Genomic DNA, 22639 nt, shown 5'->3' with positions numbered 1-22639 from the left:
CCGTTGAGAAGGATGGTATCAACCGGTTTTGCAGGTTTCAGCTTGACACAGGTCGGGAAACCTGCACCACCCATACCAACGATTCCGGCTTCTTTTACGATCTCAATGATCTCATCCGGTGTAAGTTCGTCCAGGGCTTTATGTGGCTGTACGGATTCGTGCAGAGTATTTTTTCCGTCGGATTCGATGACAACTGCCATCACCTCACTGCCTCTTGTACCATGCATACGTGGCTCAACAGCAACTACGGTTCCGCTTACACTAGAATGTACCGGTGCGCTGATAAATCCGGCAGCTTCTCCGATCTTCTGTCCAACCTTTACTGTGTCGCCTACTTCCACGATCGGGTTGGCAGGTGCACCAAGATGCTGGGACATGGAGATCACAACCGTCTTCGGATCCGGGAATTTCTTCAGATCGATATGCTCGCTGAATTCCTTGTGCTCTGACGGATGAACGCCACCATAGTATCCGTTCAGTCTGTCCTCTCTGATAGACTTCACGTAATCATTGATCACCTTAAAGTTAACCTTGGAGTAATCACGTACCTGTACCGGCTGGTTCAGGAACTCTTCCAGACGACCCTGTTTTGCCAGTCTCTGGTAGATCTTTTCCCATGCGCAGTCCTTGTTAGGATCCACTTCACATTTTCCGTTCTTTGCTCCGCCGCACTGTCCGTTCACAAGACTCTTGGAACAGTCGACGATAGGACAGACGCCTCCGGTAATGTTCAGATAGCACTGTGCACATGCATCACAGCTCTTTTTGGTAAGTGCCATGCCGTGATGGCCTCTGTAGTTAAGGGTATTACTTGCTGCGATCACCGGCTTACCGGTCAGATCTGCAACAGTCTGGATACCAAGACCACAGGAGATCACAACTACATTCTCTGTACCTTCCGGCAGCAGATCCTGTAATTTTCTTTCTGTGTGCATCTTGTTGCACAGAAAATCGAATTTCGCACTGCCTGTGACGGTTTTTCCCTGCTCCGCAGCAAATTTCAGGAATTCCTCGCAATCCGGTTCGTCAACGGTCTCAAATTCCTTGAAACACTTGTTACAGGCGATTACAAACAGATTGTCCCTGCCGTTCAGCACTGATGCAAGCTCATCACTGCTTTTCAGCTTGTACTTAGTATAGTTTTCCAATTGCTCACCTTCCTTATAAAGATTATATCCTTATGATTATCTGCTCTTATCCGTTCCCTCCTTCTCTGCACTCCCAGGAAAGAAACAATAAAACCAAATAAATAAGTTCTTTGTTATTTGTTCAGCCCTTCGAAAATCCCTGTCCCAAAAAAGGCCGCAGTATTTCCTCTGACCGCTACAATAAATGTACCATAATTTGAACATATTATCCAGTTTTATTAGCTATTTTTATAAATTTATTCTATGATTTCATCCCAATCGTCTATGGATGTACGGATATTTGTACAACTTCTGTTATGCTGCATGCGTTAGTTATATGCAACTTATATAATTTTGTTTATAAAATATCCTTTTTATGCATTGAGCATATTGCACAAGGATTTTATCTTTAACAGGGCAGATCCGAAAGGTGTCTTTTGTCATGGGGTAAGACGCTGTCCGCAATATTCACAGGTGCTCAGACGACCTTTTATTACCTGATTCTTTGCACCGCAGCTAGGGCAGGTAACTGTAATATAGATCTTCTCATTTACGCGTCTGTTCGGTGCAGTGATCATAATATAATTTCCTTCTCTGTCTATCTGGATATTCCGGATATATCCCCCCGCAATAAATTTTTCCAGCTTTTTCACTGCACCTTTTCCCAGTTCCTGCTCAAGCTTTTCAAATGAGACGGTATTCTGGGCATAGGATTCAAACCAGCAGGCGATTTCTCCGGCTTTTTTCTTCTTTAATGCTTTTTGAATTTCCCGGAAGGTTGGATACAGAAACAGCAATCCAAGTATGATCTCTGTTGCTGCCATTCCCCAGCGCCCTTCACCAATATACTTCTCCGATGCGCCAATAGCTCCCAGGGAAAAAAGTATAAAAAAGCCACAAAGAACCCATTTCAGTTTCCCCAGTATTCCTGTTTTTTTATTTTTTTCTGTCAAAAAATCGCTCATGTCTGTTTCCTCTTTCCTATTATCCAAAATCTTATGCTATATTTGTGAATGCTCCGTCAGCTCACGCCAAACTCCCTCTGTCCGAATATGTTTCTGCATTCTGTGGATCTTCTATTTCAGTGTGGTTACGATCAGTTTACTTTCCAGTGCAGCTGCTATCAGATCCTCTTTGCAGCTGTATCCCGCCTTGGCAATCATTTCCTGAAAATTCCATCTTACCCCTGAAGCAGAGCAGTCCATTTTCCTTGCGATCTCGGAATATGACATCCCGTGAATGTACAGGCGCAGCATCTCCAGCTGTCTGGGACTGATATCACCGCTTGTGATCCAGTTAAGTTCCACCTCCGGTGCCACATCCGGAAATACATGCTCCCCATTTAACGTTCTGTAGATCACACTCCGTATTTCCTCTTCCCCGTGATCCTTATACCAGAGACTGTCTGCGCATCCGCTCTTTGCCCTTTCCAGCACCCTGGGATCGATCAGCGAAGTAACGACCAATACCTTTGTATATGGATATTTTTCCCTGATGATCTTTCCGGCACTCAGCCCATCATGATTATGAAATGTCTGCACATCCATAAGCACAAGATCAATTGCCGAGTAAGAGCAGATCTTTACAGCTTCACAGGCATCCGAAACTGTCTGAACATGTCGGAATTCCGGTTCCCGCATAATAATACTTTCAAAATACTTCTGCATGATCCTCTGATCTTCTACTATCAGTATCCGTACCATAGACTCCCATCCTTTCTGACAGCGGCATTTTTAACACCAGACAAAACTCCGGTGAAAAAGAAACCTGCATAATACATTTCTCTGACTCCGCAGCTTTTCTCAGTGCAGACAGACCACCACCTTCTTCTGCATTTTTTTCAGGTGCATCTCCATCATTCGTTATCCGGATGCTGTATTCATTTGCACCTTTTTCTATCTTCACCAGAACTGTACTTCCATGGGCATGTCTGGCACAATTTGTCACACATTCACGGATCGCTCTGTCTGTCAGCAGCCTGTAGGAGGGATGCTGAGGGAAATCCCCGCTGATCTGAACATAAATTCCAAGTTCTTCTGCATGCCTGATCGTATCCGCGCATAATTCTTCCATATTCTCAACAGAAGAATCTGTAAGAATATAGACCAGATGCTTTAATGCAGATAGCTGTTCATCCATTTTATCCTGATTTTCTTTTCTTTCCAATATCCTGCGTATTGACAGAAGGCTTCGGCCAAAATTGTCATGAACCTGCATTTTCATGGCAAGTGTCTCCTGCTCTCTTATTTTATCTCCGATTTTTTCATACATTTCCTCCAGCTTATGATTCAGGATTTCCAGCTTTTCATTATTTGCTCTGATCTTTTCACCATTGTAATAAATTTCTGATACATTAACTGCCACTGTCTGCAGATATCCTGCACAATCCGGCTCATGCAGACGATATTCCTGAAACATCCAGACGGAATCATCCGGAAAATAAAATACATTACTGTCACTGTTTAATCTGCGAAGTCCCTCTGCTTCGGATCCTCCATTTATTACTTTCCGCAATGCCTCATAATCCTGCAGATAGGAGCCTATCATTATCCTGCTCAGTTCATGCATCTTAGTGTTGCATAAAACGATCCTTCCAAGAGGATCCGAAAAACACACCCCACAGGGAACATCATCAACAGCTTCATTCACAGACCAGTAAGACAGAGAATGATGATATCTGCGTCTCTCTCTCCAGATTGCCCAGCAAAGATAAAGCAACAATACCACCATCGCTGCCATCAAAACACTGACTGGACACATCCGGAGCATTAGCTGATATGCGCTTTCCCCCTGGCAATATCTGTGATCATTCATCAGGAAACCCATAAGCATAAAAGAAACTGCAAAAACAGTCACTGCTGTTATAATTTTCTTTTTCCCGTAAAAACAGGTTATCCTGATCAACAGAAGGATCAATTCCAGAATCAGGCAGATTTCAAGAAGGATCATCAAAAAATCCTGCATTGCCATACTACATTCCGCAAAATCAGTCATCTTCCGCCTCTCTTTCTGAATACGATACATCCGATAAACCATTCGTTTTCATCTTCCTGCTGCACATTTAATTCCGGTCTTTCTGACATTAATCCCCGAAGATCTGCTTCTGCTACAATATGAACCGAGATCCGCAAAGCATCATCGATCTGCGACACACGGTAAAAAACAGACTGCATTGTATCAAACAATCGTTCCACAAGCCATTCAAAGGTATCATAGCATTTTAGTATATCATCTGCATTCAGCTGCACTTCACCATTTTCGACATAATAAGCCGCCCGGATCTTACATAATTTTAAGCTGTCACAGGATTCCGCAAGACTCTGTCTGAGATCCTCCATTGTAAGCAGATTTCCGTCTGATGCATATTGTGTCAATACCAGATTTTTTCTTCTTTTTAAATATGTACCAACAACCACGATCTTTCCCAGGATCCGGTCATAGTGTTCCCTTGACTCCGTTCTTTCCAGCTCATCCATCAGCTGTGACAGCAATTCCAGCTGCCCGGCTGTCTGATTCTGTATCATGTTCAGCAGTCGGTTCTGTTCTTCTGTTTTTCTCCGCTCAGCTTCTTTCTGATAGGTTTTCTGCAGCAGACGATTTCTGGCAGTCAGCTCCTCCTGCTGTTCCCGGATATCCTGATACTGATCCAGAAGCACCGAAATATCTTCTGACCAGAACAAATGTCCTCCTCTTATAGGAATATGGTTGATCCGGATTCCCTGTTCCTGTACAGCTGATCTGTTTATTACAATTTTACGCAGTTCCGGTGACAGCTCAGGAAAATCACCGGAATGATAATATCGCTGAAAGGAATCATCCGTAATCTCTGCATCCAGTCCTCCGGAGGTCTGGAATAATTCAAAATATCGATTGTTCGTCTGTATCAGGCCGCATAATATACATCCCTGGTAAATTGCCGCCATCAAAAGGCAGCATACCGCTGTCATATCTCCGGCAATTGTTTTGATCAGAGGCAGACGGAGTAAATTCCCGATATTCCATCCCAGAAGCAATATTCCCGGAATAACCGGCAGCCAAAATTGCTTTCTTCCCGGAATCCTGCTTTTTCTGATCAGCATAATTTCCATCCATATCAGGCAAAATATGATCCATCCCTGGATCACTATAAAAAGAATCCCATAGCTGTAATCTCTATCTGAAAGCGGCGGCTGCCCGGAAAACCGAAACACCAGCTGATGCAGATCATTTGTAAAAACACTGATGATCAAAACCACCGCAAAAGCAAGCAAGGCAATAATTTTTCTGACTGTTTTCTCTCCATCCTTTTCCCCTAGAAACATCGCTGCTGCCAGTCCAAGGACCGGGATCAGGATCATCGGGATATAATACAGATACCAGCAGATATGTTCTCCAAGCGGATCATGAAAAATATGAAATTTTACTGTCCGCACAAAAAACCAGAATACCATCAGACAGCCAATTGCAGTCAGACATCTGCGCGTTTTTCTATGCACTACATGCTTTTCCAGATAAATCACCCAGGCACAATACATTCCCAGATAAATACAGTTACGACACTGATCTGCGAGATTTCTCATAAAAACATTTTCCAGTCTTCCCAGCCTGCAGAAATACGCCAGAAATACACTTATCAGGATTCCTCCATACGACAGTGCCCTTTTTTTATTGTATGTCATGAAAATTCCTCTCTCGTTAATACACCTCTGTGATAAGTATACTATAAAACTCTATTTTATTATATAGTTTTCAGAGAAATCATCCATTCTCAACCCCTGTTATCACAAACAGAGTGAACAATTCTGTCCACTCTGTCTATCATCACTCAAAATGGTCTTGGCTGGCCACAGTATTCGCAAAACCTTCCGGTATTCTCTGCACCGCACTGACATTTCCATAAACTGCCGGGCTGCTGCATTCCGCTGTTCATGTTCATCCCGGACTGCTGCATTCCGCTGTTCATGTTCATTCCGGGCTGCTGCATTCCATTGTTCATGTACATCCCGGACTGCTGCATTCCGCTGTTCATGTTCATCCCGGGCTGCTGCATTCCAGCCGCATTTGGTGTCAGGGCGGCTATGATCTGATGACCTGTCTGCTCCACTTCCATCAATTCGCCTCTGTTATCGCTGCTTATGGAAAAAGTATTCAGACGAAAATCCATATCATCAAACCATGGAGTTTTTACCTTAATACGCATAGTATAATCAAATTCATACTTATATACCGGTGGCTGATAGCTTACGGTTTCTCCATCCTTTGTTGTATATGTTTCCTCGTTCTGCTGTCGCTCTACATCAACTCTGCACTGCACAACAGCGGATAAAGGAACTATATCCGGATTTTCATTGACATCCAGCTTCCGTGCAACAGTAAAATTCCCCTTATTGTCATCAATAAAAACATTGTAATTTCTGGTATTGATCTGACGTGTTATACAAAAATCCATTACGGCTTTTTTGTTTTTTTCACGATATTCCAGTTGACGTTTTATATCCTCTACCGTACTGTGCCGCCGGTCTTCAAACCATGGTGACAATTTTTTTGCACAATCCTTACACAGATTTCCGTCATCCAGTTTTCTGTTGCCTAATAAACCTATTTTCTCTCCGCAGATATCACAGATCTTCTTATCAAATAATCCCATACCCAATCCTCCTTCTTTTTATATTTGTGTTTTTGTTTATCTACATTATGCGTGAATGCTTCGCCATTTGCACTAGCATCTCTGACAGTAACTGAATTCATCTTCATATCAATGTCAGGATCATAAGGCTCGTATCTGAAAATCCTGTCTGTTTCTATATGTTCAGGATATGCCGTATGGGATACTCTCTGCCAGACACAACCGTCCCGAGGATGTCAAGTCATTGCTACAAAAAATATGCGGCTTTTTTGCCACGAAAATGGCTTAAAACCGCATATTTCTGTATAGAGGACGTTATATAATTGTCACAAAGTAGGTGGGGAGGATGTAACGTCATTGCTAGAATTATTCCTAATTCTGAAAAGGTATTTGTACCGGTGATTTAGGCGAACAAATTATTTGCCCATTATTACTATATCTATCGGACTTTGTTACCTTAACATAATGAATAAGCTCCAGTATTTTTCTTTTATTGTCTCCACTTTGTATAAGCTGCTGCCATAATGCTCTTTCTTTTGTTTCTATACCTTTAGGTATTTTTTGTCGTCCAGGAGAAACAATAAAAGCATGCTTTTCAATATTATTCGCAACTATCACTTTTAAGTCATCATCTTTCTTCAAGAACTTAATTGTGTCAATAATTTGGTCATACGGATTATAGCCCTCTTTAACAGATATATTTGCACCTTTAAGTTCTATAAAACATGTTTGCAATACCTTTTGACAATATATTAAAAAATCACACTTTTGTTGATCTTGTATATTAGGTATCAATTTTCCATCTGGCTCTGTCAAATATACTTCTTCATCACAAACCTCTATTGGCATAATTGAATTTTTATCAGACTTTGAATCTTTTAGAGTTCTTTTTTCTCCATTTTTTAAGCACTCAAAATTATCCGTATATTTTCCTAATGCTAATTTATTTGGCTCCTTTTTCTTATTTTCCTTGTATTTATTTTTTCCTTTATTTTTTCCTTTATTTTTTTTCGCCATTTGCTTCTCCTTACAGCACATCATTTTCTGACATTAGCAAATAATATAATTCCATATATTTTTCATTTACGCTGTCAGAAATTTCATCAATCATTTCCGTATTTAATTCTTGAAGTTCCTCATTAATTAAGTTTAAAATACTTTTATCTTTATTGATTTTTAATGCTGTAACTTTTTGTGGATCAATCTCACAATTACTATCAATTATGTCATATACTTTTTTTGAATACGTAGAATTCTTCTCAATCACCTTCCCAGCACAATACAACGTGTTGACCGATGTTAAAATATACGGACTGTGTGTTGTAATCAAGATTGAGCTATTGTTAATATTCGCAAAATATGAAATAAATTCCACTACCTTACTTTGTAAGCTTGGATACAAATGTGCTTCTGGTTCTTCAATAATTACAAATGCTTTTTCCTTTTTTAACATTAAAATATACAGTTGATTAAGTAACCATAAAACCTCTTGCTGACCAGATGATGCGAAATTAATTGGTATTTTTTCACTATGTTCCTCTTCATCCTCAACAACAATATATTCTTTTCCTGCATTATAAAGATAATCGCCTTTCAAATCTGAAATTAACATTTCCGCAGTTTTAGTTACATCAAATCTTCGTTCGCCGTCAGGATAGCGTTTATGAACATTTCTAATTCCATCCTCAAAAACTCTATGAATATTATCAATAACCTGCATAAATTGCCTTGTTATCAAATCCAAATTATCATTTTCTAATAACGATCTATTGTTGACTAATAAAGTCAGCATACTACGTCCAGCAGGGATATAGTAGGTTTCTTTATAATCATCAAAAATCTTATTTACACTGTTTTTAAAATTATCATAATTGCGAAGTCTTTCCTTACTTGCATATGCCAAACTAATAGTTGTGGTTTCTGGCTTTTGCTCGAAAAGTTCTAATGCTTCTTTTTCTAAGTCTTTTAGCGTTTGTGTTAATTTAGGCGAATAACGAACACTTATATATTTTCGTTTTCCGTTTTTATTCAATTTTACATCAAGCCATATCCCCGATGCATATTCATATTTTAAATATAATCGTTTATCTAAATCCCAACTATATCCAAATAAAGAAATGAAAATTGATTTTAACTCTTTCTTTAACACTTTATTAAACCCATCACTAACATCATTGCCATTGTATAATGCTGTATCGTACACTTGACACAAATAGTCCGTCAAAGTAGATTTTATGATTCTAAAAAAATATATAGCTTTTGCCACAGTACTTTTTCCTGTAGCTTGTTCACCTATAAGTAAATTAAAATCTTTGATATCCATTTCCAGTTCTTGTACTGGTCCCAAATATTTAATTTCTATTTTTTGCATATTCCACCTATACCTTCTACATATACTCTTTCAACAAACCTAATCATTTCCTTCATTATAATAAATACTACTACTACTTTGCAATATCTTTACTAAATTTCCACTTCACCTCCACTCTCCCATCATCATACACATATATTCCCTGCACATATTCTTCCAACATTTCTCGTGTCAGCTTTTCATAGCCTAAATACTTCAACATCTGCTCCACTGGAACATTCTTTTTCATCAGGATTTCTTTCTCACCATTTATCAGTTCTTCCAGTTCCTGTACACGTTTCTGCAGTCGTTCTCTTTCTTCTTCCAACTGCTTCTTGACTTCCATAAACTGGTTCTGGTTCATCTGTCCTTCGTGATACTTCTCATAGTTCTGACGGTTCTGAATCTTTATCTGCTCCTGACACTTTTCACAATCTGCACTTTCCGTCTTATAGACTTCTATGCTGTCCGTATGCTGTTTTCTCATAGATTGCTGCATCTGTTCTTGGCTGATATTCTGACGTAAATATGCCTTAATTTCTGCCAGCACAATATGCTCCAGCATTTTGTTATCCGCTTTTCCGGCAAAACATCCTGTATCTTCTTTTCCTTTACTGTAAGCGCAGCTATAAAGGATATGACCATGAACCGGACTGCTTGAAGTCAGACTTCTGCGACAATTTCCACACTTCACCTAGCCACCTAACAGTGTTGTTTCCCTGTCAAATTTACTTTTCTTTGTGTATCTGATCTGCAGGGACTGTGCTTTTTCAAAAACTTCTTTTGATACGATCGGCTCATGGTGATTTTCCATCACTTTCCACTGATTTCTCGGCACTGCTACTTCTTTCCCTGTTCCGGGATTTGGAATCTTGGTCTTTCCATAGACCATACAGCCTATATAAGTCTTATCATCTACAATCTTCCGTATCATATCACTCGTCCACTGTAATCCTCTTGATGTAGCTTTCTTGCTGTCTGATTTCTGTCGTCTACTCATGGACTGCAAGGGAGTCAGTACCCCCTCTTCATTGAATAACTTGCAAATTTCCATCTTGGAATACCGCTGGTTGGTCAGTTCAAATACTCTGCAGATTACTTTCGCTTCGTCCTCTACAATCACCAGTTCTTTCTTATTTTCAAGATTAATTCAATACCCATAAGGTGCAGAACCACAGCAATCCTCGCCTTTTCCACGTCTAGTGCTGACTGCCGCTTTTACCTTTACGGACTGGTCTTTCACATAAAAATCTGCAATCAGTCCTTTAAACTGTACTTCGCTGTCCGAACTCTTTCCTTTATAATCTTTAGAATCATATTGGTCTGAAATAGAAATGAATCGTACTCCAAGAAATGGAAAAATCTGTTCCAGATAAGTTCCCATATCAATATAATTTCTAAAATCTTTTACCACAATACACTGCACAAACGCCATAGAATCGATCAACTCCAGTTTTCGGAAAGTAACCAAGAAAGGCTCTTTCCAAAATTAGGATTCGGTAATGAAAGCATTATATTTGCGAATTACGGAGCTTTACAAAAAGCGAAATGGTCGATTAGTTTCGAATTGGGCTATAGTAAGAAACCAGCTCTCCATGGACGATTAAATTCAAGCACGGATACTGAAATACGAAAATTTCTAATGGAATTCAGAAGGATTTTTATGAGTAAATATTATGACTATTTTGAAGAACAGGAACATAATTCAGGTGAAATAACAATGGATAACGCTCATGAATGAACTTCTTACCTGCTATCAGTATCTCAAAGAGCACGATATGTTGCTTCTATATAAAGCTTATCGCAATGGTGAGGAACTTCCTTTTGATTAGTAGATGCAAAATAGCGGTCAAAAAATGACCGCCAAAAAATATAAATTTACACACTTTACTTGACAAACTCTGTTCACAACGCAGCTACATTACTAAGAGCTGAAATATATTCACCTATCATTTGTGGCTGCTTGTTATTACATTTAAATTCTACCCACTCAGTCTCATCCGGCAATTTTGCAAGCTCTCGTACCAGACTTCTCAAATATTCTACTAATCTTATTGCCATAACATCACATACTTTTTTTCAATCTACTGAGATAACCCATAAACTACTTTCAGACTCAATGCGCTGATTATTTAATATTTTTCTTTCTACGAACATTTCTTTTATTGGGGTTATTAGTGGTAAGATTCCCAATCCATATTTCCTCTTGTTCATCCCAACTTCCAACATAGTATATCGGAAATTTCTTCTTCTGTTTTTCTAATCTTTTTATAATGTCATAATTTTTTATTCTTCCATTTTTCCCCAAATCTATCTTCATATTTCCTTTTTTGATAATTGCTAATTGTGAACAGTCTTGTTTCAATTTAATTTCAACTTTTCTTTCAGGTAAATACTGCAATAAACTTGAATTCAACGAAAATGTACCATCTTGAAAAATACTTATCACCAAATTATTTTCTCGCTTTCTTAAATTTGAAATAGTGATAAAATCAGAAAAATCATATTTTGAAACAGTATTATCCTTTTCTTTCACATTCTCTTCTTTCCATATATATACGCCCCTTCTCACATTAATTAAAGCAGGATTTTCCTTCTTTAAGCTAAATAATGCATTTCTAAGCGCACTTGAACCTTTATCTATTCTCACCTTATGTTGCTCTACATATAATTTTATTTCATCAACAGTTCTTTCCACCCCTACTTTAGTTTTCATATATTCTATAATACCTTCTTTTATCATCATTTGCTGTGATTCTTCCATCTTATTTTTCCTTCCTGTAAACAACAATTTCAGAGATATTTACACTGTAAATATCTGCTATAACCCCTAAATTTTGCAAGCTTGGTGGATTTTTCCCATTTATATAATTTCGAATCGCACTTTTTGATAGCCCTGTTATTTGAGATAAAGTCAATACCGTATCTCCTTTTTCGTCCATTAACTTTTTAATTCTCTTTCCTGTTTGAACTTTATCGACTTTCATTTCATCTGCTATCATTAGTCTTCTCCTTACGTTTTTATTATCTAATTTTAATTATAACGAACGTTTAAACTAATTCAAGTACAAGTTTACTTCTAAGTCTAACATTTGTTTAGGAGTTTTAATATAAACTTCGCTCCACTCTCTACCACAACATTTAACTTTCACATATGAGGGAGACTTTTGGCTGTACATAAAATCCCCGAGGATGTCAAGTCATTGCTACAAACTTTTTTGCCACTTTTTCCTCGATTTTTCCCATAAAACCGTTGTTTTGGAACAGAGGACGTTATATTGTTGTCACAAAATCAGCAGGGAGGATGTAACGTCATTGCTACAAGTTCAGTAGTAGTGGACGTTACATTATTGCTACAAATCAAGCCAGTGATTTCCATTCCACCTCCACTCTCCCATCATCATACACATATATCCCCTGCACATATTCTTCCAGCATCTCTCGTGTCAGCTTTTCATAGCCTAAATACATCAACATCTGCTCCACCGGAACATTCTTTTTCATCAGGATTTCTTTCTCACCGTTTATCAGTTCTTCCAACTCCTGTATACGTTTCTGCAATCGTTCTCTTTCTTCTTCCAACTGCTTCTTGGCTTCCATGAACTGTTTCTGGTTCATCTGTCCCTCGTGATACTTCTCATAGTTCTGACGGTTCTGAAGCTTTATCTGCTCCTGACGTTTTTCACAGTCCGTACTTTCCAGCTCATAGGCTTCTATGCTGTCCGTATGCTGTTTTCTCATAGATTGCTGCATCTGTTCCTGGCTGATATTCTGACGTAAATATGCCTTAATTTCTGCCAGCACGATATGCTCTAGCATTTTGTTATCAGCTTTTCCGGCAAAGCATCCTGTATCTTCTTTTCCTTTACTGTAAGCACAGCTATAAAGGATATGACCATGAACCGGACTGCTTGAAGTCAGGCTTCTGCGACAATTTCCGCATTTCACATAGCCACCTAACAATGTTGTTTCCCTGTCGAATTTGCTTTTCTTGGTGTATCTGATCTGCAAGGACTGTGCTTTTTCAAAAATTTCTTTTGATACGATCGGCTCGTGATGATTTTCCATCACTTTCCACTGATTTCTCGGTACCGGTACTTCTTTCCCTGTTCCGGGATCTGAAATTTTTGTCTTTCCATAGACCATACAGCCTATATAAGTTTTATCATCCACAATCTTCCGTATCATATCACTCGTCCACTGCAGTCCTCTTGATGCAGCTTTCTTGCTGTCTGATTTCTGTCGTCTGCTCATGGACTGCAAGGGAGTCAGTACCCCCTCTTCATTAAATAACCGACAAATCTCCATCTTGGAATACCGCTGATTTGTCAGTTCAAATACTCTGCGAATCACTTCTGCTTCGTCCTCTACAATCACCAGTTCTTTCTTATTTTCAGGATTGATTCGATACCCATAAGGTGCAGATCCACAGCAATACTCACCTTTTCCTCGTCTGGTACTGACTGCCGATTTTACCTTTACAGACTGGTCTTTCACATAAAAATCTGCGATCAGTCCTTTAAACTGTACTTCGATGTCGGAACTCTTTCCTATATAATCTTTAGAATCATATCGGTCTGAGATAGAAATAAATCGTACTCCCAGGAATGGAAAAATCTGTTCCAGATAAGTTCCCATCTCAATATAGTTTCTGGCAAAACGTGAAAAATCTTTTACCACAATACACTGCACTTTATTCTCCCTAGCAAGTTCCAGAACCTGCTTAATTGCCGGACGCTCCATACTGGAACCAGAATATCCATCGTCGTAGAACTCCTGAAATGGCATAGAAGCCAGTTCCGGGATATTGGAAATATAATCTTTTACCAGTTTTCTCTGATTGATAATGCTGTTACTTTCTCCCTCTGAATCATCTTCCATGGAAAGACGGTAATATCCAATAATCAGTTTCTGATCACTCATGTTCTACCGCCCCCTTAAACCCGAAGTTGATTTCCAGTCTGCCATCACCATACAGATACATACTTTCAATCAAGCCCTCCGCAAGTTCCGCATTGATTCTGGTTGTCCCATCCAGTTCCAACAGACTTCGTAAAAATCTGGCTTCTTTTTTCTGTTGTTTTTCCAGCTTTCGTATGGTCTGCTCCAGAGACTTCTTTCTCTCTTCACAAAACTCTTTCCAGTTATTACGGTCATCTTTCATTTCTATATAGGCTTCTTTGGAAAATTCACCCTCTTTATATTTCATAAACGCCTGTGCCAGTTTTTCTGAACGTCTTTCCATATCTGCATCCAATTTTCTGATCTCAGTTTGAATCTCATTGATTTTGGAAAGAAATACCGCACTGCTTATAGCAGACATATCCTTTTTCCGCAATCCAGATAACTGAAACTGTCTGGTTAGCTCCGAACGGACAATTTTCTGCAGCTTCTCTTCGGAAATAGATTTGTGACTACATTTTCTTTCATCCCGATACCAGGCAGCATTGCAAAAGTAATACACATTGCCTCTGTATCTACGTGTACACATTTTCCGCTTACAATCACCACAATAGAATACATTGTAAAATGCTCTTTCATCATCTTCCCACCCTGCAGTAGTTTTTGTTGCTTTCTGTTGTGCTGCTTTTAGCCTGACCTGTGCTTTTTCAAACAATTCTCTGCTAATAATTGGCTCATGGGCATTTGGCGTAATAATCCACTGGCTCTCGTCCAATATGTCACACCATTTTTCACCTCTTTGAAATCTGGATTCATATTTTCTCTGAACCAGATCGCCATAATAATTATTCCGGTTCAGCACTGCACGTATCGAAGAATTTCCCCACTGATGAAGGTTCTCTCCGTCCTGACAGTACACATGACGATATAGGTTATAATCTGAAATCCGATGTACCCTATCCTCAAACAGCCTGTCAATAATGCTCTGTACGCCATCTCCCGAAGCATATTCTTCAAAAATCCTGCGGACAATCTTTGCAGCTTCCGGTTCCACCATCAACTTATAAATTCCATTTATCTTTTCCACACAATATCCATATGGAGCTGTAGATCCCACATACTCACCATTTTTCTGTGCAATACGTTTCGCTGCCCGTTCTTTTGCGGAAATGTCTTTCGCATAAGCATCATTCACCAGATTCTTGATATTCATGGATAATTCCTGATTCTTGGCATCCGGTGCAAATGAATCATAGTTGTCACATACAGAAATAAACCGCACTTTCATAAAAGGAAGAATCTTTTCCAGATAGTTGCCAGTTTCGATATAATTTCTTCCAAATCGTGAGAAATCCTTTACCAGAATACAGTTTATTTTACCTTCCCTGACATCATTCATCATCCGTTCAAATCCCGGTCTGTCAAAATTTGTTCCGGTTTTTCCCAGATCAGAATAAATGTTATATACAGCAATTTCATACTCTCTGTTCGGATTTTCATTGTGCTTCTGAATGAACTCTTTTATCAGCGTAACCTGTGTTTCAATAGGTTCTGACTTTTTTTCATCACTGTCTACGGATAATCTGACATAAATTGCAGCCATACATACCGGAATCCCAAGAACTTTCTTCTCTGTGTTTTTCTTATATCTTTTTGCTGTCCTTGCCATTTATCCCACCTCTTTCCTGCACTCTGTCCGGTGTTCCGCATAAAACCGTCTTATGACTTTCATTTTCTCAATCATATCCTGATAACGGATATGAATTTTGATCTGTTTGTTTTCATAAATATAGATTTTATCTACAGTCAGTGCCAGCAATGTGCGATCCAGTTCTTTGATTTCCAGTGATTTCTTCCAGTCCTCCAACTGAACAGTTGCAGACACTCCACCCTCAAACATTTGCTTTACCAGTTTTTTCTGGTTTTCAATCATCTGCTCCAGTTCTTCACATTTTCTTCCGTAACTTTCCCGAAAATCATCGAACTCCTCTTTGCTGATCAATCCCTCTTTCAAGTCATCACCCAAAGATGCTTTCAGGCTGTAATAACGGTTATATTCTTCCTGCAACTTACTAATCTGCGTATCATAACCGATTACCTGATCGTAACTGACTTTCATTTCACAAAGTTCTTCCATAATCATCTGATAGTCTACGAAAAGTGCCGTATATGCCTGAATCTCTTTCAATACAATCCTTTTCAGCACCTCTTCCGGAATACTGTGTCTGGTGCAATCTCCACCTTTATTTTTTGTCTGGCAAATATAAAAGGCTTTTTTCTTTCCCTTATACTGATTTACCCTGCGTATCATCGGTGTATGGCAATCTCCGCAAAATACAAAACCCGAAAAAAAGTTTGCACTGTCCGATGTTTTCGATGCCCTGCCATCATACTGAAGTAGCTTCTGCACCACATCAAAATCATTCTGCCTGATTATTGCCGGATGCGTATTTTCTACTTTCACCCACTCTGATTCTGGCTTATCCAGACGTTGCTTTACCTTATAGCTGATTCGTTCCTGCTTGCCTTGCACCATGTTTCCAATGTAAACCTCGTTGGTCAGAATCCTTTTAATCTGCACTGCCGACCATTTCGGTGTGTCTGAGCTGTGAAATCCAGAATTGTAATTCTCGCCATTTGCCTTTTTATATTCTTTTGGCGACTGCACATGACGTACATTCAGTTTTTCTGCGATTGCTCCAAGACTGAATCCATCAATTTTCCACGAAAATATTTTTCTTACAATATCTGATGCATAAGAATCAATCACCAGACAATTCTTATTCTCTGGATCTTTGCAGTAACCATACGGGGCAAACGCTCCAATAAATTCACCTTTTTCACGTTTGATTTTCTGGTGGCTTCGCACTTTACCGGAAATGTCCCGACAATAGCTTTCATTTACGAAATTTTTGATTGGAACTACAAATGACTTCTCTGAAAAATCTGCTGTTTTACTGTCAAACTGGTCTGTAACTGAAATAAAACGCACATTTAAAGCCGGGTAGGTCTTTTCGATCCATCGCCCGGCTTCTATATATTCTCTTCCGAATCTGGATAAGTCTTTTACAATCACGCAATTTACTTTTCCAGCTTCTATATCAGTTGTCATTCGTTTAAACTCAGGTCGATCAAAATTTCCTCCTGAGTATCCGTCATCCACATATATATCAAAGATCTGAATATCCGGCTGGCTTTTTACAAAGCTCCGAAGTAACTCTCTCTGATTTGCAATGCTGTTGCTCTCTGACTTCGCACCGCCCTCTTCCATATCATCTTTCGATAATCGAAGATACAATGCAGCATCGTATATATCTGGCATATTCATTTGCATCTGTTCCATTTTACATCGCTCCCAACTTACTTATTCCATTGAATTTGAAGTCAGAAACCATGTATCACGTTCATTTTCCCTGACCTCACATTAACATAACATCTGTACCTTTGCAAGACATTTTAATACATCAACTCCGTCCTTTTTCTCAGATAATCACTAATGGCATCTGTGGCATCCATTTCTCCTGTCATCTCCACAACCACTACATATCCTTCATTCATGTGAGCATACGGCTGATCGCCGGATTTATCCAGAAAAGTTTCCACTTTCTCAGAAATAGCTTTATCCATATCAGGAATTAAATCTTCAATGTCCTTTAACTGCTCCAGATCAACACTAGAATCTATTACCGACTGATTCACCATGATGCTCACCTCTTTTCCAACATATTCTTTGTATCAGTTGTCCTATACCTACAATTTTCTCAATCACATCACCTTACCTTTCACATTTTGTTCTCAAATTTTATCTATTACTATGGCATTGCATATTCTGTTCGGCGTGTTGGCTTCCATTTGTATAACCCGTTGTCAACGTCACAGTCAACCTCTATCAGAGTATTTCTGAATACTGCCAGCTTCTTCGCAAGCCTACCAGTCGTTTCCGGAGTATCTTCGACGCTCGCCCATAAAATCATTTACAGGGTTATGGCATCTGTGAGATCAGATTATACAGCTCATGTAATTTTCAAGGTACAAAAGAGTTTTTTTGAATATCCTTTCACTTATTACAGCCTGGAAACACCAAAATGTTGTTCACTTCAAAAAAATCCTCTCACTAATAAAGCCTGACAGAAGGATTTTACCAACCTCATTTTGCAATAATTTGCAAAAAGTATTTATCCTCATCTGTACATTCGCTTTCATGCGAACCTTTATCGTACTGTTATTTTAATTCGCATTCATGCGAATGTCAAGTGTTTTGTTCGCTTCAATGCGAATCTTTCTGTTTACATTCACTGTTTTTGGTAGTAAAATGGATTTATCAAAAAGAAAGTGGGAAATCTGATATGACAATCGGTGATAAAATAAAAAAAATCCGGACATTCCGGAATATGACACAGGCAGAACTTGGTGCTGCCCTCGGTTGGGGCGATAAAGGTGCAAATCGTCTTGCCCAATATGAAACGAATTACCGGGTTCCCCGCAAAGATCTGGTAACTGAAATGGCTAAGATTCTGGACGTAAACCCACTGACACTACATGAGCCAACCACGATGGACGCCTCTGAACTGATGGAAATTCTGTTCTGGATTGATGAATTTAACCCAGCAGCTATTAATCTCTTTCAGTTAGAAACCTATCCGGGTAAAAAATGCAATTCCAGTGAGGGTACCGCTGTCCGTTATCATGATTCTGATAACTGGCCGGCTCATCCACCTGTTGGTATGTGGTTCAATTATGGAGTTCTCAATGATTTTATGAAAGAATGGCTTCTCAGAAAAGAAGAATTGAAATCCGGTAAAATTACCAGAGATGAGTATTTTGAGTGGAAAATTAACTGGCCACAGACCTGTGATGGGTGTGGGAAATATGAGCCGAAAAGGCAATGGCGATCTGCAAATGCAGAACTTAGTGAAACTTAGCAAAACTTAAATTTATTATGTTTTTTCTCTTTAACCAAAGAAAAAAGCACTGAAAACCATCAGTCCAACGGTTTTCAGTGCTTTTTTCATATTGCTCTATTGAATTTTCCTCATTCCACCTATACAAGTGAAACTTAGAGAAACTTAAATTAAATCTCTTTCAGACAATTCAATTTGGATATTCACCAACTGTGGATTATTTCTCAGTGGGCCAGTTTCCAGCTTACTGCCTGCTGCCTTGCATCCACAAATCTCTTATAAATGCCTTCCTGCTTCATTAGTTGCTCATGTGTTCCCTGCTGTACAATTCTTCCTTTGTCAACAACCACAATCTGGTCTGCATGTCTGACCGTTTTTAATCTGTGAGCAATCATAATAATCGTTTTTTCCTTTGTAAGTGCATCTACTGCATCCATCAGCTCCTTTTCATTCTCTGGATCAACATTTGCCGTTGCTTCATCCAATATGACGATTGGCGCATCCTTCATAATCGCTCTGGCTATCGAAATACGCTGTTTCTCACCGCCGGAAAGTGTGGCTCCACCTTCTCCAATCACTGTGTCGTACCCATCCGGAAGTTTGCTGATAAAATCATGACAGCACGCTTTCTTCGCCGCTTCCACCACTTCCTCATGACTTGCATCCTGACGTCCGAATTTAATATTATTCTCAATGGTGTCTGCGAACAAATACACCGACTGAAATACAAATGAAAAATTACGCATCAGACTGTTCATGCTGTAGTCTTTTACATTCACACCTCCAAGTGTCACTTCCCCGGAATCCACATCCCAGAACCTGGCAATCAGATTGCAAAGTGTTGATTTTCCTCCACCAGATGGTCCAACGATTGCTGTCGTCGTTTTCTGCGGAATAGAGAGCGATATATCATCAATGATCTTCCGTTTGTCATAAGAAAACGAAACATTAGAAAGTCTAATATCGTAATTTTCCGGCTGTATTTCTTTACCGTCGATATCCATGGTATCCAGCTCCAATATTGCATTTGCTTTATCTACACATACGCTTACCACATGTAAAAGAGATGAATAATTTCCTGCACATTCCAGACTGGCATAAAGCATAAATGCTGAGATTGTCATACCAATTGCATAGACCGCACTCATAGTTCCATTAATATAAAAATATGCACTGCATGCTACGATTACTGCACCTGTGGTTTTTGTTATGACGCTTTGCAGAAAATGATAAGGGACAAACAACATCTCCATCTTTGTATTAATCTTTTCGCATGCTTCATTTGCATCATTTAATCTTTTTGCCTGTTTTCCAAGCAGGTTGTATGATTTTACTTCTGATATTCCCTGCAGATACTCCATGATCTGATTTACAAGCTCTGTATCGCATACCACTTTTTGCTCTGAATCGTTTTTCCCTGCATTCTGCATCACAGCATTTACACCAAAGAAAATAAGCACTCCTGCTGCAGCTGTCAGTCCAATTCTCCAGTCAAAAAGAAACAGCATAAGAATGATCATGGATGTTTCCAGAATTCCCTGCATGGTCAGCATAACCACTCTCGCAGCTACATCGCCAAGTGTTTCCATTGTATTCGTCGTAATAGAAGAAATTTCCCCGATGCTGTTGGCATTAAAATATCCCATCGGCAGATAGCGCAGATGCTCTGCAATCTTGATTCTCATAAAAGCACTCGCATTATATCCTCCTTCTGTCTGAAGCACTGTAGAGTATCTCTTACAGATGACATCAACTACAATTGCAATCACCATGATCGCAATTGAACCACCAATATATTTTCCTATTGGTTTTCCACTCATCAAACCAATCAATATGTACATAATAGCCGGTATCTTCATTGCTGAAGCGAGAGCCTCTATAAGTCCGATCACTATCGACAGTTTAAATTTATTACCATTTTCCCTACCTGAAAAACGAAAGAATTTTGCCAGAATTCCAAACATATCATTCTCCCTCCTTCACCGTATCTTTTACAGAAATATGGGCATCCCACATTTCCTTATAAAGCGGGCATAACATCAGTAGTTCCTCATGTGTACCATGTGCTGTTACATTTCCATCATTTACGACAAAGATCTGATCACTGTCCTTAACGGTAGAAAGCCTGTGTGCGATTACGATCAGTGTCTTCCCTGCTACCAGTTTTGCAATAGAATTCTGCAGAATCGCCTCATTTTCCGGATCCGTATAAGCAGTTGCCTCATCAAGAATTACAATCGGAGCATCCTTCAGCATTGCCCTTGCAATGGAGATACGCTGCCTCTCTCCTCCTGACAGATGTCCTCCTGCACCTCCTACAACCGTATCAAATCCGTTCTCAAGCTGCATGATAAATTCATAGCATCCGCTTTTCTTTGTCACCTCGATGATCTGTTCATCTGTAGCCTCCGGATTTCCCTGTCTAATATTTTCACGTACCGTTTCATTGAACAGATAATTATCCTGTGCAACATATGCAATTTTCCGATTAAAATCTGCAAGCGACATTTCTTTGACATCAACTCCACCGATTTTAATACTTCCGGAATCCACATCCCACAAGGACGCAATCAGCTTTGCGATGGTTGACTTTCCGCTTCCGGAAGGTCCTACGATTGCATTTACCGTTCCTGCTTTTAGCTCCATAGTTACTCCATGCAGAATCTCTTTGTCGTGATAACCAAACCTGACATTTTCAAGTGTAACGGAGTTATCTTTTGGAACACTTTTACTTTTCTCTGGACGTTCAAGCTCCGGCTGTTCCAGAATTCCTGCCACTTCACCAACAATCACTCCGATCTTGCCAAGATCATCTGTATAGGAACCCACTGTGATCAACGGTCCAACGATTCCAAGTGATAAAATAATGCAGATGACAAAATCTGAAATCGCAAGTGTTCCATTGGCTACATAATGTGCCCCAAACGGCAATACCGTAAGAAGCGTATAAGGTGTGACCACCATCATCAGTCCATGAAAGATCGAGCACCGTTTCATCCAGGAAATAAAGGAATCTGCATATTCAAAAGCCGCCTTTGTAAATTTGGCATAAGAACTTTCTGTCTTTCCAAATGCCTTGATCACTTCGATTCCGTCAATATATTCCACTGCCGCATCATTCAGATCTTTTGTTGTCTGAACCGTTCTCTCGAAGCTTGGTTTATAATCCAGCATCATTCCAAAATAGGAAAGAAATCCCACTATAACCGGCACCAATGACCAGAGTGCCAGTCTCCAGTCTGTCAGGAAGAAATAAATCAAAATCACAATCGGTGCCAGCAGATTGGACGTGAATTCCGGGACAATATGCGCCAGTGTTGTCTCGATACTGTCGATTCTTTCCACCATAATATTTTTAAATGTACCGGAAGGTGTGTCTTTCACATAGCCAAGAGGTACCCGCGCCAGCTTGTCACAGCAGGATTTTCTTATATTTGCAAGTACTGCAAACGTTGCTTTATGTGACAATGCTGTCGAAAGTGAATGAAGCAGTTCTGCAATGATAAACGATAATGCAATCAGAACCGCTTTTGCAAGATATATTTCAAACTCCTTTTCACCATTTAAAAACAGCTTTACTATATCTGCAATAATAAAATACGGCAAAATCTTAAAAATCACATTTCCGATTGCAAGTAACACACTCCATACATAGGCAATTCTTTTTTGTCCGGCCCATGTCAGGATCCAGCTGATTGCCGACTTCTTTTTTTCTTTCACATTCGTTCACTCCTTACTTTGGTTTTATTGTTGT

At 39.4% G+C, this 22639-nt stretch carries 20 protein-coding genes; 1 reads left to right on the top strand and 19 read right to left on the bottom strand.

Going from position 1 to position 22639, the window contains the following annotated elements:
• From AB5026_RS11925 to AB5026_RS11845, 17 genes are all read right to left on the bottom strand, one after another.
• Positions 1–1148, bottom strand: a 1148-nt coding sequence (locus AB5026_RS11925) for a methylenetetrahydrofolate reductase C-terminal domain-containing protein (RefSeq protein WP_368213379.1), incomplete at its 3' end; no start/stop codon positions are given.
• A gap of 419 nt (positions 1149–1567) precedes the next feature.
• Complete coding sequence (locus AB5026_RS11920) at positions 1568–2092, bottom strand: hypothetical protein (RefSeq protein ID WP_114001781.1); 525 nt, start codon at positions 2090–2092, stop codon at positions 1568–1570.
• A 111-nt stretch (positions 2093–2203) separates the two neighbouring features.
• Positions 2204–2830 carry a response regulator transcription factor gene (locus AB5026_RS11915; RefSeq protein WP_173762027.1) on the bottom strand — a complete coding sequence of 209 codons (627 nt, stop codon included), beginning with the start codon at positions 2828–2830 and terminating at the stop codon, positions 2204–2206.
• Positions 2778–4121, bottom strand: coding sequence for an ATP-binding protein (locus AB5026_RS11910; protein WP_368213378.1), 1344 nt, complete (start codon positions 4119–4121; stop codon positions 2778–2780). Before AB5026_RS11910 ends, AB5026_RS11915 begins: the two co-directional genes overlap by 53 nt.
• Positions 4118–5785, bottom strand: a complete 1668-nt coding sequence (locus AB5026_RS11905) for a histidine kinase N-terminal 7TM domain-containing protein (RefSeq protein WP_173739467.1) — start codon at positions 5783–5785, stop codon at positions 4118–4120. The genes AB5026_RS11910 and AB5026_RS11905 overlap by 4 nt, the downstream gene beginning before the upstream one ends.
• Before the next feature lie 146 nt (positions 5786–5931).
• Positions 5932–6753 (bottom strand): DUF4428 domain-containing protein, encoded by an 822-nt coding sequence (locus AB5026_RS11900; RefSeq protein WP_368213377.1) that lies wholly within the window; start codon positions 6751–6753, stop codon positions 5932–5934.
• Positions 6754–7104: 351 nt separating this feature from the next.
• A complete protein-coding gene (locus AB5026_RS11895; protein ID WP_059086714.1) occupies positions 7105–7749 on the bottom strand; it encodes a hypothetical protein in 645 nt (214 codons plus the stop codon).
• A gap of 10 nt (positions 7750–7759) precedes the next feature.
• A complete protein-coding gene (locus AB5026_RS11890; protein ID WP_059086713.1) occupies positions 7760–9103 on the bottom strand; it encodes an AAA family ATPase in 1344 nt (447 codons plus the stop codon).
• 73 nt (positions 9104–9176) lie between these two features.
• Positions 9177–9776 (bottom strand): zinc ribbon domain-containing protein, encoded by a 600-nt coding sequence (locus tag AB5026_RS11885; protein ID WP_235812399.1) that lies wholly within the window; start codon positions 9774–9776, stop codon positions 9177–9179.
• Complete coding sequence (locus AB5026_RS11880; RefSeq protein ID WP_235812398.1) at positions 9777–10205, bottom strand: recombinase family protein; 429 nt, start codon at positions 10203–10205, stop codon at positions 9777–9779. It lies immediately after the preceding gene.
• A gap of 27 nt (positions 10206–10232) precedes the next feature.
• Positions 10233–10517 carry a hypothetical protein gene (locus tag AB5026_RS11875; protein WP_235812397.1) on the bottom strand — a complete coding sequence of 95 codons (285 nt, stop codon included), beginning with the start codon at positions 10515–10517 and terminating at the stop codon, positions 10233–10235.
• 693 nt (positions 10518–11210) lie between these two features.
• Complete coding sequence (locus AB5026_RS11870; protein ID WP_059086712.1) at positions 11211–11846, bottom strand: hypothetical protein; 636 nt, start codon at positions 11844–11846, stop codon at positions 11211–11213.
• Between the two features lies 1 nt (position 11847).
• Complete coding sequence (locus tag AB5026_RS11865) at positions 11848–12084, bottom strand: helix-turn-helix domain-containing protein (RefSeq protein WP_059086711.1); 237 nt, start codon at positions 12082–12084, stop codon at positions 11848–11850.
• Positions 12085–12442: 358 nt separating this feature from the next.
• The gene (locus AB5026_RS11860) at positions 12443–14005 is read right to left on the bottom strand and encodes a recombinase family protein (protein ID WP_055303504.1); all 1563 of its coding nucleotides are present in this window, start codon (positions 14003–14005) and stop codon (positions 12443–12445) included.
• The gene (locus AB5026_RS11855; RefSeq protein ID WP_368213374.1) at positions 13998–15653 is read right to left on the bottom strand and encodes a recombinase family protein; all 1656 of its coding nucleotides are present in this window, start codon (positions 15651–15653) and stop codon (positions 13998–14000) included. Before AB5026_RS11855 ends, AB5026_RS11860 begins: the two co-directional genes overlap by 8 nt.
• Positions 15654–17327, bottom strand: a complete 1674-nt coding sequence (locus AB5026_RS11850; protein ID WP_008369875.1) for a recombinase family protein — start codon at positions 17325–17327, stop codon at positions 15654–15656.
• Positions 17328–17440: 113 nt separating this feature from the next.
• Positions 17441–17686, bottom strand: coding sequence for a DUF6870 family protein (locus tag AB5026_RS11845; RefSeq protein WP_008369874.1), 246 nt, complete (start codon positions 17684–17686; stop codon positions 17441–17443).
• A 644-nt stretch (positions 17687–18330) separates the two neighbouring features.
• Here AB5026_RS11845 and AB5026_RS11840 point away from each other — a divergent pair.
• Positions 18331–18906, top strand: coding sequence for a helix-turn-helix domain-containing protein (locus AB5026_RS11840; protein ID WP_008369868.1), 576 nt, complete (start codon positions 18331–18333; stop codon positions 18904–18906).
• 203 nt (positions 18907–19109) lie between these two features.
• On the opposite strand, the gene AB5026_RS11835 is transcribed toward AB5026_RS11840, so the two are convergent.
• Together AB5026_RS11835 and AB5026_RS11830 are read right to left on the bottom strand one after the other, a co-directional pair.
• A complete protein-coding gene (locus AB5026_RS11835; protein ID WP_005333791.1) occupies positions 19110–20849 on the bottom strand; it encodes an ABC transporter ATP-binding protein in 1740 nt (579 codons plus the stop codon).
• 1 nt (position 20850) lies between these two features.
• Positions 20851–22605, bottom strand: coding sequence for an ABC transporter ATP-binding protein (locus tag AB5026_RS11830; protein ID WP_008369865.1), 1755 nt, complete (start codon positions 22603–22605; stop codon positions 20851–20853).
• Between the last annotated feature and the right edge of the window lie 34 nt (positions 22606–22639).

This window comes from Blautia sp. RTP21359st1_E11_RTP21359_211015, from assembly GCF_040910705.1.
Classification (GTDB): Bacteria; Bacillota; Clostridia; order Lachnospirales; family Lachnospiraceae; genus Blautia_A; species Blautia_A fusiformis.
Note: the sequence above shows the minus strand (reverse complement) of the source record. Positions and strands in the feature narration are given on the sequence as shown.